This window comes from Peribacillus sp. NPDC097225 (genome assembly GCF_044761955.1).
Lineage (GTDB): Bacteria > Bacillota > Bacilli > Bacillales > DSM-1321 > Peribacillus.
On the sequence record NZ_JBIWDJ010000003.1, the window covers coordinates 427,033 to 442,416 of the forward strand.

The following is a 15,384-nucleotide window of genomic DNA, read 5'->3' on the forward strand; positions in this document are numbered from 1 at the left end:
TGTAGAGGGGAAGAGGAATGTTTGATTCTTCTTCTCCTTCACTAATTAAGTAGAAAGAGCTGGGGAGATACCATGAATATTGTGACTGAAGTCAAGCGCAAGAGAAAAAGGACGATACCTGGTTTTGGGTTGGCGATGGGATTGACATTACTGTATTTATCCATCATCGTCTTGATTCCCCTATCCATGGTTTTTTTAAATACATTTTCAATGGGAATGAAGGATTTTTGGGAGACCATCACTGAACCAAGAGTTGTTGCCTCCTATAGATTAAGTTTTCTGACGGCTTTAACTGCGGCATTTGTGAACGCAGTTTTTGGCGTTTTAATTGCCTGGGTTCTGACACGTTATGAGTTTCCAGGGAAACGGATCATCGATGGCCTGGTCGACTTGCCTTTTGCCCTTCCAACGGCAGTTGCCGGCATTACGTTAACCACTTTATACTCACCGAACGGGTGGATTGGACAGTTTTTTGGATTCAAGATTGCCTTTACCCCTATCGGGATTATCATTGCCCTCATTTTTATTGGTCTTCCCTTCGTTGTACGAATGGTTCAACCCGTGCTTGAAAATATAGAAAAGGGGATGGAAGAAGCATCTGCTTCACTAGGGGCAAACCGAATGCAGACATTTATTAAAATTATTTTTCCTGAATTGATTCCCGCAATCTTGACGGGGTTTGCCCTATCATTTGCGAGGGCACTTGGCGAATACGGATCCGTCGTGTTCATTGCCGGCAATATGCCTTTTAAGACAGAAATTTCCCCTCTTATCATCATGACGAAGCTTGAACAGTATGATTACCAAGGGGCAACCGCCGTGGCGACGGTTATGCTTGTCATTACATTTCTGATTTTGCTCACCATTAATATCTTGCAATGGTGGACTAGTAGAAGATATTCCGCAAAATAGGAGGGGACCGTGTTGGCCAATCATCATCCTGTGGCTACAGAGCCAAATAAACCAGTCATCTTAACAAGAAACGCTACGAAGGAGCCAAAACTTATCCAATGGACCCTTATTTCCATTGTATTGCTATTCTTGACGCTTTTTTTGGTCGTTCCGTTGATTGCTATCTTTGTAAAAGCCTTTGAAAAGGGAGCGGAAGCGTATGTTGCGGCGATTGCTCACCCAGATTCTTTGGCTGCCATTAAATTAACGTTGATCGTTGTCCTGATCACTTTACCTTTGAATGCCATATTCGGGGTAGTGGCGGCATGGACGATTACAAAATATGAATTTAAAGGGAAGAACTTTTTAGTTACGTTGATCGATCTTCCATTTTCCGTGTCACCGGTCATTGCCGGTTTGATATTCGTCCTATTATTTGGTCTGAATGGAGCGCTTGGTCCATTTTTGCAGGCGTACGATATAAAAGTGATATTTTCCATACCGGGCATTGTCATTGCTTCCCTATTCATTACCTTCCCTTTTATAGCACGGGAATTGATTCCACTTATGCAAAGCCAGGGAACCTCTGAAGAAGAAGCCTCCCTTACCCTTGGTGCTGGCGGGTTCAAGACTTTTTGGTATGTAACGTTGCCCAATATTAAATGGGGCTTATTATACGGAATCATTTTGTGCAATGCGAGGACGATCGGGGAATTTGGAGCCGTATCGGTTGTATCAGGCCATATACGCGGCATGACGAACACGATGCCACTTCATATTGAAATCCTATACAATGAATATCAATTTTCAGCGGCATTCGCCGTGGCATCGTTAATGTCCATTTTTGCAATTATAACGTTGGTTTTAAAGAGTCTAATAGAATGGAAAACGGACCTGAAATCTACAAAAGCTAGGTAGGGGGATGTACAATGAGCATCATCATCGAAAACGTTACAAAATATTATGGGTCGTTTCAGGCCCTACAAGATATCAATCTAGAAATAAAAAGTGGGGAGCTTGTTGCGTTACTGGGTCCCTCGGGTTCGGGGAAAACTTCGTTGCTCCGCATCATAGCTGGTCTTGAACAGTCAGAAAACGGACATATATTATTTAATGAAGAGGATTACACAAACAAGCACGTGAAGGATAGGAACGTCGGTTTTGTCTTCCAGCATTATGCCCTTTTCCGAAACATGACCATTTTTGATAATGTTGCATACGGTTTAAAGGTACGGCCCAGAAAAACAAGACCTAGCAAAAAAGCAATTGAAGAAAAAGTTACGGAACTGCTCCAACTGGTTAAACTGGAAGGATATAAAGATCGCTATCCCTCTCAATTATCCGGGGGCCAGCGTCAGCGCGTGGCTTTAGCCAGGGCACTGGCCGTAGAGCCAAATATTTTGTTGCTCGATGAACCATTTGGGGCACTGGACGCCAAAGTCCGTAAAGAACTTAGGCGTTGGTTAAGAAAGCTGCATGACGAGTTCAATGTCACGAGTGTCTTTGTAACACATGATCAGGAAGAAGCGATGGATGTCGCCGATCGGGTCGTCATCATGAATGAGGGGAAAATCGAACAGATTGGAACACCAGATGAAGTATACGAACATCCAAAGAATCCATTTGTTTATGACTTTCTCGGCAGTGTTAACCTATTCAAGGGAAAGGTCCATCAAGGAAAGCTTGCAACCGGGAATGTGGAAATTCACGTACCGGATAGTGAGGACGGAGATAGCACAGGATATGTAAGATCTCATAACTTCATTATCGAAAAAGGACCATCCAATGTCGATTCTATTGAATCCGTCATCGATCATATTCATGCAATCGGACCGATTGTCCGTATTGAAGTGATTCGTCAGGACATTCAGGAACCGCTCGAAATCGAACTTACAAAAGACCAATTTAATCAGCTTTCTTTAAAAAAGGGAGATATTGTGTTTGTTCGTCCAAAAGAGTTGAAAGTTTTTGTTGACTATATGGCCGGAATCTGAAAAATGTAAGGGAATCATACTAATAAGAACTCCCTTTATGAAAGAGAAAAAATGTAAAAAATATGGTCCGGAACCGAATCAAGGTTTCGGGCCATATTCTTTTTAAAAAGTAATAAGTGCCTTTTTTTGACAACACCAAACCTATTGACTATCATAAGTTGTGGTTCTTCTATACTAATAATTGGATAGATTATCATGTGGGAGTTTGTCGTTTTACTAGAAGGAACTTGTCAAATATTGGTCTATATATCTCGTCTGAATGTCGAAAAAATATGTTTAATGTTAAAAATGAAATATAAATGTAATATTGCTATTACGTATTTGACAAAAAGCGGTGATATACTACGTATTAGGTAATGAGCTCAAAGAAATTCTGTATTTTATGTAATATGAAATCAATCCTAGAAAAGTACATAATGCTTTTAAAAAATAGAGAAGAGATTCCTGTGGTTCAATTTGATTGCTATTTTCTTAGATAGAAAGAAGTGGGTCAATTGAATTGCTAGGGAAGAAAGTAGGGGAAATGAGTTTGAAGAAAAAGTTAATCGTATTAAATACCACTATTATGCTCGGTTTAGGAAGCATTTTTGCCGCACCGATGGTCAATGCGGAATCTGTTTCAGATATTCAATCACAACGTGCCGGAATTCAATCCGATATTTCAGATGCTGAAAAAGTCATTCAGGACTTACAGAAAGAGCAAGCGAAAATGGATTCCCGGATTAAAGAAATCGTTAATGCAATGGAAGAAAACGATAAAAAAATCAAGAAAACCAATATAGAAGTAACTGAAACGGAAAAAGATATTGATTCATTGAAAAAAGAAATTACTGCTTTAGAGGAAAGAATTGCAAAACGCGAAGAAATCCTAAAGGAGCGTGCCCTTTCTTTCCAAGAGAGCGGCGGTGACGTTAATTACCTTGAAGTAGTTTTAGGATCTACTAGTTTCCGTGATCTTGTTGACCGTGTAGGAGCAGTTGCGGCTATCGTTGAAGCAGATCAGGAGATTCTTACTCAGCAAGAAGCGGATAAAGCTGAGCTAGAAGCAAAACATGAAGAAGTAGAGAAGAAATTACAAAGCCTTAAAGAGATGCAAGTTGACCTAAAAGGTATGAAATCTCAAATTAAGGAACAAAAAGCAGCTAGTGTAAAAATGAAATCTAAACTTGAAAAGAAACAGTCTGAAACAGAAGCTCTTAAAAAGGCACTACAAAATGAAGATGCAGATTTAGCGGGCAAATTAGCAACGATTCGTGAAAACATTAAAAAAGAAGAAGAACGTAAAGCGGCTGAAAAGGCCGAACTAAACCGTGTGGCGGAAGAGGTTCAGAAATCTTCTACTAACCATGTAGATGATCATGTAGATAGCAATGTAGCGCCTTCTACTAGTTCTTCTAAAAATGAATCTTCATCAAGTTCATCAAAAAGTTCACCAAAAAGTAATGTTTCAACAACTCCAAAGAGTGAAAGCAAGACTACAGTAGCGCCAAGTACAGCTAACGTAGGGTCTGCAATCACAGCAGGTTATAAATACATCGGTAATTCAACATATGTTTTCGGTGGCGGAAGAACAGCATCCGATATTGCAAACGGCCGATTCGATTGTTCAGCATTTGTTGCATGGGCTTACAAACAAGCAGGTGTTAATCTACCACCAAGCACTGGTGCCTTGACAGGTGCAGGAAAGCAAGTTTCAAAAAGCCAGATGCAACCGGGAGATTTAGTATTCTTCAACACGTATAAAACTGATGGACACGTTGGTATTTACGTTGGAGGAGGCAAGTTCATTGGCTCTCAAAGTTCGACAGGAGTGGCTGTTGCTAACATGAGCAGCGGATATTGGGCAAGCAAATTCAATGGCCGTGTAGTTCGGGTGAAATAATAGTGTCTTAATGGGCAGGGTGATGATCACCCTGCCCATTTTTTTATAAAAATTACGGATAAAAATAAAAAAAGTGAAACTTATTTTGATTAATATCGTAAATACTATTAAGATGAAATAAGGATAGGTGATGTGGATTTAACTTGTAAACTTACTGACATTTAATGAAACAACATTCCTACTACTAAAAAATGGAGGCAAAAAACACATGATGAAAAAAATTATGGCTGCTTTACTAACTATCACATTAGCTTTCTCGCCAGTTGGTGCGTATGTATTCCAAGACCATTCACAATCCGCCGATGCAAGGGGTTATAAATCCGGGAAAAGAAGTTTCAACAATAATAACTCGAATAACAATACGAATAACAACTCGAATTTCCAAAATAAACAAACGAATAAATCCGATGCAAATACAAACAAAGCGAAAACCGATACAAAAAGCGGCAACTCATTTACTAAGGGCGGCTTAATGAAAGGAATCATGCTTGGAGGGCTTGCAGGTTTACTTTTTGGTAGCCTATTTGCCAATATGGGAGCTCTTGGTTCCATTCTTGGACTATTAGTCAACGTTATTGCGATCGTTGCCATCGTGGTCATTATCCGCAAGATTTTCGTTTACTTCCAAGATAAGAAGAAAAAAGAGGATCCAAACCCATGGAGAGGCTAAGAATTTCCGAACAAGATATCATTAATGCAGTATGTGTATACATTGCTCGTAAAAAGCAGGTCGAGCCCAATGAAGTGGAAGTTGAATTGATGTATGATGATGATTATGGCTTCTCAGCTGAAACGTTCGTTGATGGCAGGAAGCAAGTATTGATCACGATCAACTTGATCGAAGCGCTTCGATTATGGCTGGATGAATACTTAAATATCGACCCATATTCAGGCATTGAGCTTGTCTTGGATGACGAAGAAGGCATAGTCGCCTTAATAAGCGAAAGCAATAACTAAGCAAAAAAAGGATGTTCCTAGGGGAGCATCCTTTTTTTATCTATTTTAGAGGCCAAGTTATATTGGAAAGAATCAGATTATGGAAAAGTGGTGAGCGCCAGTTGTCAAAAGGGTACTAGACTAGTAGGATGAGTGTAAGTATATGGAATCTAAGAGGAGGAAAGAAGATGGAATCCTATATAAAAGACCAGATGTTTTTAAATGAAGAGGCTATAATCTTTGGCAATGAAATCATTGAAGCAATGATCGTTCCATCTTTGGGAAGTAATCTACTATCGCTAAAATCCAAGAAAAAAGATGTAGATATATTGAGGACTCCAAAGTCGTTGGATGACTACAAAAAAGTGCCGATCCTATACGGCATGCCAATCCTGTTCCCACCTAACCGCATAGAAGATGGGACCTTTACATATAAGGAAACAACCTATACATTTCCGGTAAATGAATGGGAGAAACATAATCACATTCATGGTTTTTTGCATGATAAGCCTTGGAAGGTCCTAAAAAGAGAGGCAGGCAAGGAGGGAGTCGTAATCGTTACGGAATTTATGAGCAGTGATTTTCCTTCCATGTATCCGCATTTTCCTCATGAGTTCAAAGTGATCATGACGTATATAGTAAAGGAAGAGAGACTGGATATCCAAATGAACATTCACAATATCGGTCGCGAGTCATTTCCGTGGGGTGCAGGGTATCATACGATCTTCAATTTTCCGTTTATATCAAGAAATGACTATTCGGATTGCGAGATTTCCTTGCCCGTAAATAAACAGTGGGAGCTGAAAGGAAGGTCATTGCCGACTGGAAGATACACCACGTTGCCAAATAAGGATGAAATTCAAAGGAGGATAATAGGAGAGGGACGGGAATATGATGACATTTTTAGCTATGATGAGGAAAAAAACCGAACAAATGAAGCTATTTTAACCGATCCGAAAGCTGGTATACAAGTGCGTTATCAAGCGGATCGCCGTTTTAAATATTGGGTAGTGTTCAATGAGGACGGGTTCTTGTGTCCCGAGCCTTACACATGGATCACGAATGCCCCCAATCTGAAATTACCAGTGGAAGTAACGGGTTTGCAGGAGTTGCAACCAGGAGAATCCATACATCTGGATACAAAAATAATTCTGGATGAAATATAGAAAACGCCCTGGCATATTAATTAATGCCAGGGCGTTTTCTGTTAAGCTCTCTTCCGCATCCAAAGCGGGTATAGAACAAAGCCTAGAACATATAAATAGATACCTAACATGAACGTTTCCATGTCGGCTGTGCCTGTCTTGATGACCCATATGGAGTATATCAATGCCAGGAAGGTGATGATGCCGTCGCGATTCCTGGATCCCTTCATGATATCGTACGTTTCTCCAGTCAAAACTAACTTTAATTGATACAAAGTTGATACGAGATAAGGGACCAAATAAGCAAGAGTTGCAACGATCATGGAAAATTTGTATGCGACTAAGATGGTTCCTGAAATAGTGGAAAACAAGAACAGCTGCGTCATTAAATTCGTTATCGTCATGGAGCGTACCGGCGTTCCATTTTTATTTGCCTTTGCAAAGTAAGCTGGGAATATATCCGATTTCGCTGCTTGATAAGGAACTTCCGATGCAACGACGACCCAACCTATCGTTGAACCTAATAAGCAAATGACAGCTAGTGCTCCCATAAGATATGTGCCGCTGGAACCGGCCACAGTCTGTAATGCATCGACTAGTGGTTTCTGAGATGCCCTCAATTCCTCTTGCGATAAAGCACCCATCGTCAAGATGGTAATCCCTATATAAATGGCAACAGCGATAAGCAAGCCAATGATCGTCGCCTTTTTGACATCATTCTGTGATTTCGCACGGTTTGAAAGCATAACAGCTGCCTCGATGCCGATGAATGCCCATAAGGTAGAAATCGCTGCATTGTTAATTTGGGAACCTAAGGAAAATGATGTACCCTCTTCGTTATAAAATTTAGCGCCGTCTCCCAGGTTAGAAGAATCAAAGATGAAAATAGTAACGATGATGAAAAATAAGAAGCCAATCACTTTTGTGACTGTTGCCACAAGGTTAAGTTTACCAGCACCATTAAAACTTCTGACTAAAATGAAGTGTATGCCCCAAAGTGCCAAGCTACAAACACCAAATGTTAGTGCCTTACCAAGTTCAAGGTCAAATGATCCTGCTGTATAGAGCACTTTCGTACTGTGCATGACTGGGAAAAACGTCGATAAATAACCTGCGAATGATATGATGACGGAGGCCGTTGCCGCCCAGTTAGCCGCCCAATAACCCCAGGCCATGCTATATCCAGCAAATCTGCCTTTTACAGGTGATTTAAATAATGATTGTGCATAACTTTGTGGTCCGGCTTTCAAATCTGGTTTTCTCACAGCCAAGTTACCGAAAACGAGTGCTATTAAAAATACTCCCAAGCCCGTGACAACCCACGCCATCGTGGCTCCCAACGGACTGGATACTTGCGCCAATTGGGCGGGAAGCATGAAGATACCGCCGCCCACCATATTACCAACTACAAATGTGGTTAGGATCAGCAATCCCCATTTATTATTTTTCATATTTATAATCGAACCTTTCTATAGGACAATGATTGTAATGTTCAACGAAAAACTTATTTTAAAATAGTATATCGTAAATAGTTTAGTTTGGTAAAGTGCTAAATAGGCAGAATAAAATATACGAATTAGTCGGAATATTATAAAACGTCATTGACAAATAATGAAAGACGGATTATAGTAATAATACCAAGTTTATAGGTAAGGATAATAAAGTATAGTTTAGCGTGTATTAAGCCATCGTCTTTTCCTTAGTATGTTCGATTACCAGCCATAATGACAAGCAACTCTCATAATGCCGATTAGTCAACTAAAGGCACCTTTCCATCTAATAATAGATAAAAGGTGCCTTTATCTTTTGGAAAAGAAGAGAAGGATGGAATGATTTGACCGCTAGTACAGAAAGCGTTAGAGGTAGATCGTTCCTTTATCATGGGTTTTCTTCATAAACATTATTCAAGGGGGCCACTATGGAAAAAAAAGAGGAGTTAAAAATCAAACATATCATTTCCAGCTTGGAAGAACTGCAATATGGGTCAGTTATCATAACCGTGCATGATGGGGAAATCACCCAGGTAGACACCACCGAAAAGAAGCGGTTTCCAATAGTGAAAGGAAGACCGATGAAAGCAAGATAAGATTATAATGTACCTGAAATGAATGTACCTGAAAAGGAGCTTTCTCATCGAATGCTCTTTTTTGTTTGGGAATTTTAATGCCTTTTTACATTCTATCTTGAAAATAAATCAATAAAGCATATATAGAAGATAGTGATGTTTTTACATGGTAGAATTAGTAAGGTGTTACATAATTAATGAATCGTTAGAAGGGAAGGGTTAACCATGTCTTTACAAACCATTGAACACAAGATTTTGGATGCAGTGGGATCATTTGATGGACGCATTGCTTATAAAATTGAAAATAGTGATGGGGAATCCATCGCATATCATGAGGATGAATCTTTCCAATCAGCCAGTTTGATTAAAATTCCGATGATTATTGAAGGATATCGTCAGAGCGAAGAAAAGAAGATTTATTTGAATCAGCCGGTGACGATCCCGCCTGAAGAAGTGACGGGTGGATCAGGGGTTCTGCATGTTCTGTCGAATAAAGTCTTTTTAACGGTTGAAGATCTTTTGTCATTGATGATTACAGTGTCCGATAACACGTCCACCAATATGATGATGACCTTGCTTGGCCAAGATGAAATTAATCAGTGTATAAAGGATCTTGGACTTAAACAGACTATTCTTCAACGGAAAATGCAGGATTTTAAAGCATTGAAAGAAGGCCGGGATAATACCATTTCCGCAGCGGATACCATTACCTGTCTAAAGGCGATATATACTGGAGACTTTTTAAAGAAAGAGAACCAGGAAAAAATATTGCGTATAATGGATAATCAACAGTTAAGGGATAAGCTTCCGTCACAAATGGGTAAGGGTGTGAAAGTGGCAAGTAAAACGGGGGGGATTCGTGGTGTCGCCCATGATTGTGCGATCATCCGTTCAGACAAACAAACCGTCTACGCGGCAGTCCTGACTGAGAACATGAAAACCGAGGAAGAAAGCCGTCAAGTCATTAGTCTAATAGGAAAGTGGATTTACGAAGACATGATGGGGGAAGCTTAAAACTTCTATTACACTTTTAATTTCACCTTTTTGTCAGATTAATAATTTCATTGATTGCTCCACTTTTGTAATGCAGTTTGGAACAAAAAGGGAAAATGGTAAGCGAAAAAGAAACGGAGCGGTACTATGAAAAAGTGGTTAAAGCTTGGCGGTATGGGTATGGTCGTGCTGCTCGTATACTTTGGAATCTTACATATGAAGATCATGGAAAGCAGCCATCAGCCAATCCCTGAAGATGCGGGATATCTTATCGTTTTAGGAGCAAGAGTAAAAGGGAATGTTCCATCTTTATCATTACAATACCGGATTGATAGGGCAGCAGACTATTTAAAATTGAATGGAAGTACGGTGGCCATCGTCTCTGGTGGCAGAGGTCCAGGAGAAGACATTTCAGAAGCTGAGGCAATGAAACAAGGGCTTATCAACCAGGGAATTGAAGAAGGAAGAATCATCATGGAGGACGAATCTACATCAACCAGTGAAAATATTGCTTTCTCGAAAGAGTTCATTCCGGATCCTTCATCGATTGGATTGATTGTGTCGAATGATTTTCATCTTTATCGAGCCGTGAAAATGGCTGAAAGAGAAGGATTGAAAGTGACAGGGGTTCCTGCAAAGACGCCGCGAATCGCTTTAGTGAAATCATATATCCGTGAATACTTGGCCATAACAAAGTACTATTTGACCCAACTGTTTTGAGACGTTCATCCAATCTTTATGAAATGCCCCCTCGTGAAAAGGCGGGCATTTCAAATTCACTCGACTTCCACTACTATATTAGGCACCTCCCAGAACTCATTCTCTTGATAGATTTGTTCAATCGTCTTATAAACAGGGTATCCAATATAGGAAACCTCAACTTTTTCTTCAGCATCGACTTCTTCTATATCTATATCATCAACAAAACCAAGTTGATCATCGATTTCCATTAAATAAAAGCCAAGCGCTTCATAATCGCTACTGGCGGCAATGACCTTACTATCGAATCCTCTATTCGAGACCTTATAATATTTCATTAATAAACCTCCTATGTTGTTTAATCTGTACGAAAGTAAAAGAACGGTTTCTTATACTCTGATATACCCCTAATTAAAAATCTAAATCATATAATTGGAAAATTTATGAAAATAAAAAGAGCGGGCAATCTCTTTATAATTATTTGCTAGTGGCCTTTTATGAAATAACAAATTTAATTTATCTGCAGCGTAGTTGCTATTTTTATCGTTTCGTGTTATTCTAATAAAGAATTGTTTTTGGTAATGAAAAAAGGTATTAGTATCTTCTTGAAAAATCAAAAATAGTAATACAATGTGTGTTATGCACTAGGAGGCAACAAAAATGGAACAAGGTACAGTTAAATGGTTTAATGCAGAAAAAGGTTTTGGATTTATCGAACGTGAAAACGGAGACGACGTATTCGTACATTTCTCAGCTATCCAAAGCGAAGGTTTCAAATCTTTAGACGAAGGTCAAAAAGTAACTTTTGACGTTGAGCAAGGTGCTCGTGGAGCTCAAGCAGCTAACGTTCAAAAAGCTTAATTTTAAAACTAAATCGTAACCTATATGAACAGACTCCCCTAGGGGAGTCTGTTCTTTGTCGTCGCCGTTTATACATAAAAAAAACCTTACTCCATCGAAGAGTAAGGAAATCATTGCATACAAAAAAAGTGAAAGCTTATGCTTTCTCCAGTTCTTCTTCAAAGAAGAATGTTGTTGGATGTTCTTTGACTGTATAAGAATATCTTTTCATGTTTTTTACATATGCCCATTTACTAATTGTAACTAATTCATCAGTTTCAAGGATCGTTACAGTTTCGCCACTATTGTATTTATTACTTTTCAATTTATGCACCCTCTTTACTAATAGTATAACATATTTCACGATAAAAAATGTGTCCAAGATATTCCAAAGGGGCCATTAATGGAAAGAATCCTTATATTCATGTAGATTATGAAGAACTTTATTATTTTATTCGAAGTAATTCATTCTTCCAAAACTCATATAATTATGCTGTAATAATAGATCTTCGCCACGATGATGAAGGGAATGAGATGTGAGAAGAATCCCTCTTGTATAGTCTAAATATTTAAATAATGATTGACCTGTAAGAATTATCGTACTATAATCTTGTTAATTAACATATCGAGCGAGCGACGAAAAGAAACCCATTAAGCCGGTCTCCCTGTTATATAGAGAATCAGTGGTTGGTGAAAACTGATACAAAGATTAGGTGAATTTCATTCTTGGAGCTTTTTTTATACTGCAAAAGAGAAAGTGGTATAAAACGGGTTAAACCGTTATTTTAACAAGTGGGAAACAGTATTGTTTCCAATTAGGGTGGTACCGCGTGAAGCCACGTCCCTATCGTTACAGATAGAGACGTGGCTTTTTTTGTCTTTGATTTGTTTTTAGGGAACCATAATAAAAAGGGATAAGGAAGGGTTAGCATGCAAACAACAGAGCAATGGTCATCGAAGATTGGTTTTATTTTATCCGCAGCAGGATCAGCGATAGGGGTAGGTGCCATATGGAAGCTCCCATATGTTACGGGGATGAGTGGGGGAGGGGCATTCTTTCTTCTTTTTATTTTATTTTCTTTGTTTATGGGTTTTCCCTTATTATTGGCGGAATTTATCATAGGCAGGAGCACACAAAAGGAAGCCATCAGTGCATATCGTAGTTTAGCTCCCAACAGCAACTGGCATTGGATTGGAAGATTAGGGGTATTCACCTGTTTTCTTCTACTATCTTTCTATAGCGTAATTGGTGGATGGATTGTCATCTATTTCGGCAAAGGTCTGTTTGGTGGAATAATTAGTGAGGGTGCAGATTATGGCTCTGTCTTTAACGGGACAATCGGCAATCCGTTGTTGGTCCTTGCAGCTCAATTTATCTTCCTAGCCTTTACCGTTTTGGTTGTAGCGAAAGGAATTCAAAATGGGATCGAAAAAGTGAGTAAAATATTGATGCCTGCTTTATTTCTGCTTTTTATTGTTTTGATCATTCGCTCACTTACATTAGATAACGCTCTGGAAGGTGTCAAATTCTTTCTAGCACCTGATTTTTCTAGCATGACTTCTCAAAGTGTCCTGTTTGCGATGGGCCAGGCTTTCTTCTCCTTAAGTGTTGGAGTGTCGGTCATGGTGACTTATAGTTCATACCTTTCAAAAAAGGAAAGCTTAATCCAACCAGCCATATCCATCGTCGCGATGAATTTATTGATTGCCTTATTAGCAGGATTGGCCATTTTCCCAGCTGTATTTTCACTAGGATTAGAGCCAGCTGAAGGGCCGGGTTTACTGTTCGTTGTATTGCCTGCGGTGTTTGACCAAATCGTATTTGGAGAAGTTTTCTTATTGGGCTTCTTGGCGTTATTCTTATTTGCCACATTAACTTCGGCCTTTTCCATGTTGGAAATCATCGTGGCAGCCATCGTTAAGGGAAAAGAGGAGAAGAGAACCAAGTATGCCTATATCATTGGAATCTTAATCTTTGCAGTAGGCATTCCCTCTGCCTTATCCTATAGTACTTTTTCCGATATCTTAATCTTCTCGAAAAACTTGTTTGATTCAGCCGATTATTTAGTCAGCAACATATTAATGCCACTAGGCGTGCTATTAATCTCGATCTTCGTATCATATAAAATCAAGAAAAGCACGTTGAGAGAGGAACTATTACAGCATTCTCGCTTAGGCGCCCAAGCATTCAATATATGGTTCTTTATCATGAGGTTCATCATTCCTCTGGTTATTATCATCGTGTTCCTTGATGTTACTGGGATACTTGATAGGGTAGTGGGGCTCTTCTAATGGGATTGAGGTTATAGAAAGCCACCTATTGGACAGTAAATGGATTTGCGTAAATGATTAAGGTAGTATTTTACGTATAAAATAATAGCCACGTGCATCTTAGCACGTGGCTATTAAGCTTGATGTTTAAAATTTATTTATAGGCAATAAATTTTTGTTATTATAGCTAAACGCAAAATAAAAGTACTATTAAGCCGATTAGATAGCCGATTAGACTTTTAAAACTCTAAAAATTATCCTTGCCTTTCTAGCGATTAAATTACATGCTCTAGGTACTTATGTTGTATATCCAAAATTCTTAATACAAGATTCTATTCAAATTTAACATATAGTCACTTTTTCTAAGATGAGAGATACATATATTTTTTTACAGATTAGTATAATATTGTTTTATATAAGCATATTATATTAAAAATGCGGGTAGGAATATAGAAACCTTTTATAAATGGGGGGGTAGGAATATGGAAACCTTTATACAACAAATTAAAGCGCTATCAACTAGGATAGAACGAATAAAGGATAACATTCAAACTGTGGAAGCAACTAAAACCTCGTTAATTATGCCGTTAATACAAGCATTAGGATATGATATTTTTAACCCCGAGGAATTAGTACCAGAATTCATAGCTGATGTTGGAATAAAAAAAGGTGAAAAAATTGATTATGCCATAATGGAAAACGGACACCCTGTTATTTTAATTGAAGCAAAATGTGTGCATGAAAAACTACATAAACATGATTCGCAATTATTTAGGTATTTTGGAACTACCAAAGCTAAGTTTGCAATCTTGACCAATGGTATTGAATATAAGTTCTTCACCGATTTAGAAGAACCTAATAAAATGGATGACAAACCATTCTTTATATTTAATTTACATGAAATAAGAGAAAATCACCTTCTGGAGTTAGCCAAATTTAGAAAAAACTTTTTCAATGTAGAAAATGTATTAACTACTGCCTCCGAATTAAAATATACAAATGAAATTAAGAATTTTTTAACTCAACAATGGGAGGAACCAAATGAAGAGTTTATCAAATTCGTATTAAATGATGTTTATCAAGGTGTAAAGACAAAAAAAGTAATCGATAATTTTCGGGAAATAGTAAAAAAATCCCTTAATCAATTCGTCAATGATAAAGTAAATGATAAGCTTCAAAAAGCTTTAAGTTCAACTGATGGAAATGAGTTGAATACGACGGAAAAAATAAATGACGATATAGCACCAACAAACGAAGAAGAGCTAATTGATGAACTGGAAAAAGTAGTAGATGGACCTGTGATTGTGACAACCGAAGAAGAAATAGAGGGATATGTTTTAATAAAACTTATGCTTAAGGAAAACCTAGATGCAAATAGAGTTTACTATAGAGACAACAAAAGTTATTTTAATGTTTTACTGGATGATAATATTCGTAAATGGATTTGTAGATTAGGCTTTAATACTAGTAATAAGTATATCCAATTAAATGATGAATTAAAAACTACACATAAATTAGATAGTGTAAACGATATTTTATTAAATAAAGATGAGATATTAAGGGCCATTGATTTAACTAATAGGTAAAAATAGTTGTTCATTGGATAACTTTATAATTAGATAAATATAGCCACGTGACTATAAACACGCGGCTAATGAATTTAATAAT

At 38.1% G+C, this 15,384-nt stretch carries 16 protein-coding genes and 1 other annotated feature; of the genes, 13 read left to right on the plus strand and 3 right to left on the minus strand.

Annotated features, from left to right (window positions below; translation table 11 throughout):
- Window positions 1-72 precede the first annotated feature (72 nt).
- From cysT to ACIQXH_RS12260, 7 genes are all read left to right on the plus strand, one after another.
- Window positions 73-912 (plus strand): sulfate ABC transporter permease subunit CysT, encoded by an 840-nt coding sequence (gene cysT, locus ACIQXH_RS12230; RefSeq protein WP_402867876.1) that lies wholly within the window; start codon window positions 73-75, stop codon window positions 910-912.
- 57 nt (window positions 913-969) lie between these two features.
- Entirely contained in the window at window positions 970-1,809 is an 840-nt protein-coding gene (gene cysW / locus ACIQXH_RS12235) for a sulfate ABC transporter permease subunit CysW (protein ID WP_402868547.1), read from the plus strand.
- An 11-nt stretch (window positions 1,810-1,820) separates the two neighbouring features.
- Window positions 1,821-2,885, plus strand: a complete 1,065-nt coding sequence (locus ACIQXH_RS12240; protein ID WP_402867877.1) for a sulfate/molybdate ABC transporter ATP-binding protein — start codon at window positions 1,821-1,823, stop codon at window positions 2,883-2,885.
- Between the two features lie 523 nt (window positions 2,886-3,408).
- On the plus strand, window positions 3,409-4,767 hold the full coding sequence (locus tag ACIQXH_RS12245; protein ID WP_402868549.1) for a C40 family peptidase: 1,359 nt from the start codon (window positions 3,409-3,411) through the stop codon (window positions 4,765-4,767).
- Window positions 4,768-4,978: 211 nt separating this feature from the next.
- Entirely contained in the window at window positions 4,979-5,437 is a 459-nt protein-coding gene (locus tag ACIQXH_RS12250; protein ID WP_402956042.1) for a hypothetical protein, read from the plus strand.
- Complete coding sequence (locus ACIQXH_RS12255) at window positions 5,425-5,724, plus strand: YxcD family protein (protein WP_402867878.1); 300 nt, start codon at window positions 5,425-5,427, stop codon at window positions 5,722-5,724. Before ACIQXH_RS12250 ends, ACIQXH_RS12255 begins: the two co-directional genes overlap by 13 nt.
- Window positions 5,725-5,891: 167 nt before the next feature.
- Window positions 5,892-6,869: an aldose 1-epimerase gene (locus tag ACIQXH_RS12260; protein WP_403123686.1), complete on the plus strand. Its 978-nt coding sequence runs from the start codon at window positions 5,892-5,894 to the stop codon at window positions 6,867-6,869.
- Between the two features lie 41 nt (window positions 6,870-6,910).
- On the opposite strand, the gene ACIQXH_RS12265 is transcribed toward ACIQXH_RS12260, so the two are convergent.
- Complete coding sequence (locus ACIQXH_RS12265) at window positions 6,911-8,299, minus strand: amino acid permease (RefSeq protein WP_402867880.1); 1,389 nt, start codon at window positions 8,297-8,299, stop codon at window positions 6,911-6,913.
- Between the two features lie 467 nt (window positions 8,300-8,766).
- Here ACIQXH_RS12265 and ACIQXH_RS12270 point away from each other — a divergent pair, with 467 nt between their 5' ends.
- From ACIQXH_RS12270 to ACIQXH_RS12280, 3 genes are all read left to right on the plus strand, one after another.
- The gene (locus ACIQXH_RS12270; RefSeq protein WP_402867881.1) at window positions 8,767-8,934 is read left to right on the plus strand and encodes a DUF2292 domain-containing protein; all 168 of its coding nucleotides are present in this window, start codon (window positions 8,767-8,769) and stop codon (window positions 8,932-8,934) included.
- A 204-nt stretch (window positions 8,935-9,138) separates the two neighbouring features.
- On the plus strand, window positions 9,139-9,927 hold the full coding sequence (locus ACIQXH_RS12275; protein WP_402867882.1) for a serine hydrolase: 789 nt from the start codon (window positions 9,139-9,141) through the stop codon (window positions 9,925-9,927).
- A gap of 126 nt (window positions 9,928-10,053) precedes the next feature.
- On the plus strand, window positions 10,054-10,626 hold the full coding sequence (locus ACIQXH_RS12280) for a YdcF family protein (protein ID WP_403123688.1): 573 nt from the start codon (window positions 10,054-10,056) through the stop codon (window positions 10,624-10,626).
- 56 nt (window positions 10,627-10,682) lie between these two features.
- On the opposite strand, the gene ACIQXH_RS12285 is transcribed toward ACIQXH_RS12280, so the two are convergent.
- Window positions 10,683-10,943 carry a hypothetical protein gene (locus ACIQXH_RS12285; RefSeq protein WP_402867884.1) on the minus strand — a complete coding sequence of 87 codons (261 nt, stop codon included), beginning with the start codon at window positions 10,941-10,943 and terminating at the stop codon, window positions 10,683-10,685.
- A gap of 322 nt (window positions 10,944-11,265) precedes the next feature.
- On the opposite strand from ACIQXH_RS12285, the gene cspC reads away from it, so the two are divergent.
- Window positions 11,266-11,466, plus strand: a complete 201-nt coding sequence (gene cspC / locus ACIQXH_RS12290) for a cold shock protein CspC (protein ID WP_010331195.1) — start codon at window positions 11,266-11,268, stop codon at window positions 11,464-11,466.
- A gap of 136 nt (window positions 11,467-11,602) precedes the next feature.
- On the opposite strand, the gene ACIQXH_RS12295 is transcribed toward cspC, so the two are convergent.
- Complete coding sequence (locus ACIQXH_RS12295; protein WP_402955962.1) at window positions 11,603-11,770, minus strand: hypothetical protein; 168 nt, start codon at window positions 11,768-11,770, stop codon at window positions 11,603-11,605.
- Window positions 11,771-12,072: 302 nt separating this feature from the next.
- Window positions 12,073-12,294: a binding site (T-box leader), on the plus strand.
- Between the two features lie 81 nt (window positions 12,295-12,375).
- Between ACIQXH_RS12295 and ACIQXH_RS12300 the strand changes: the two genes are divergently transcribed.
- Window positions 12,376-13,737: a sodium-dependent transporter gene (locus tag ACIQXH_RS12300; RefSeq protein WP_402867885.1), complete on the plus strand. Its 1,362-nt coding sequence runs from the start codon at window positions 12,376-12,378 to the stop codon at window positions 13,735-13,737.
- A 461-nt stretch (window positions 13,738-14,198) separates the two neighbouring features.
- Entirely contained in the window at window positions 14,199-15,302 is a 1,104-nt protein-coding gene (locus ACIQXH_RS12305; protein WP_403123691.1) for a type I restriction endonuclease, read from the plus strand.
- Window positions 15,303-15,384: the final 82 nt, after the last annotated feature.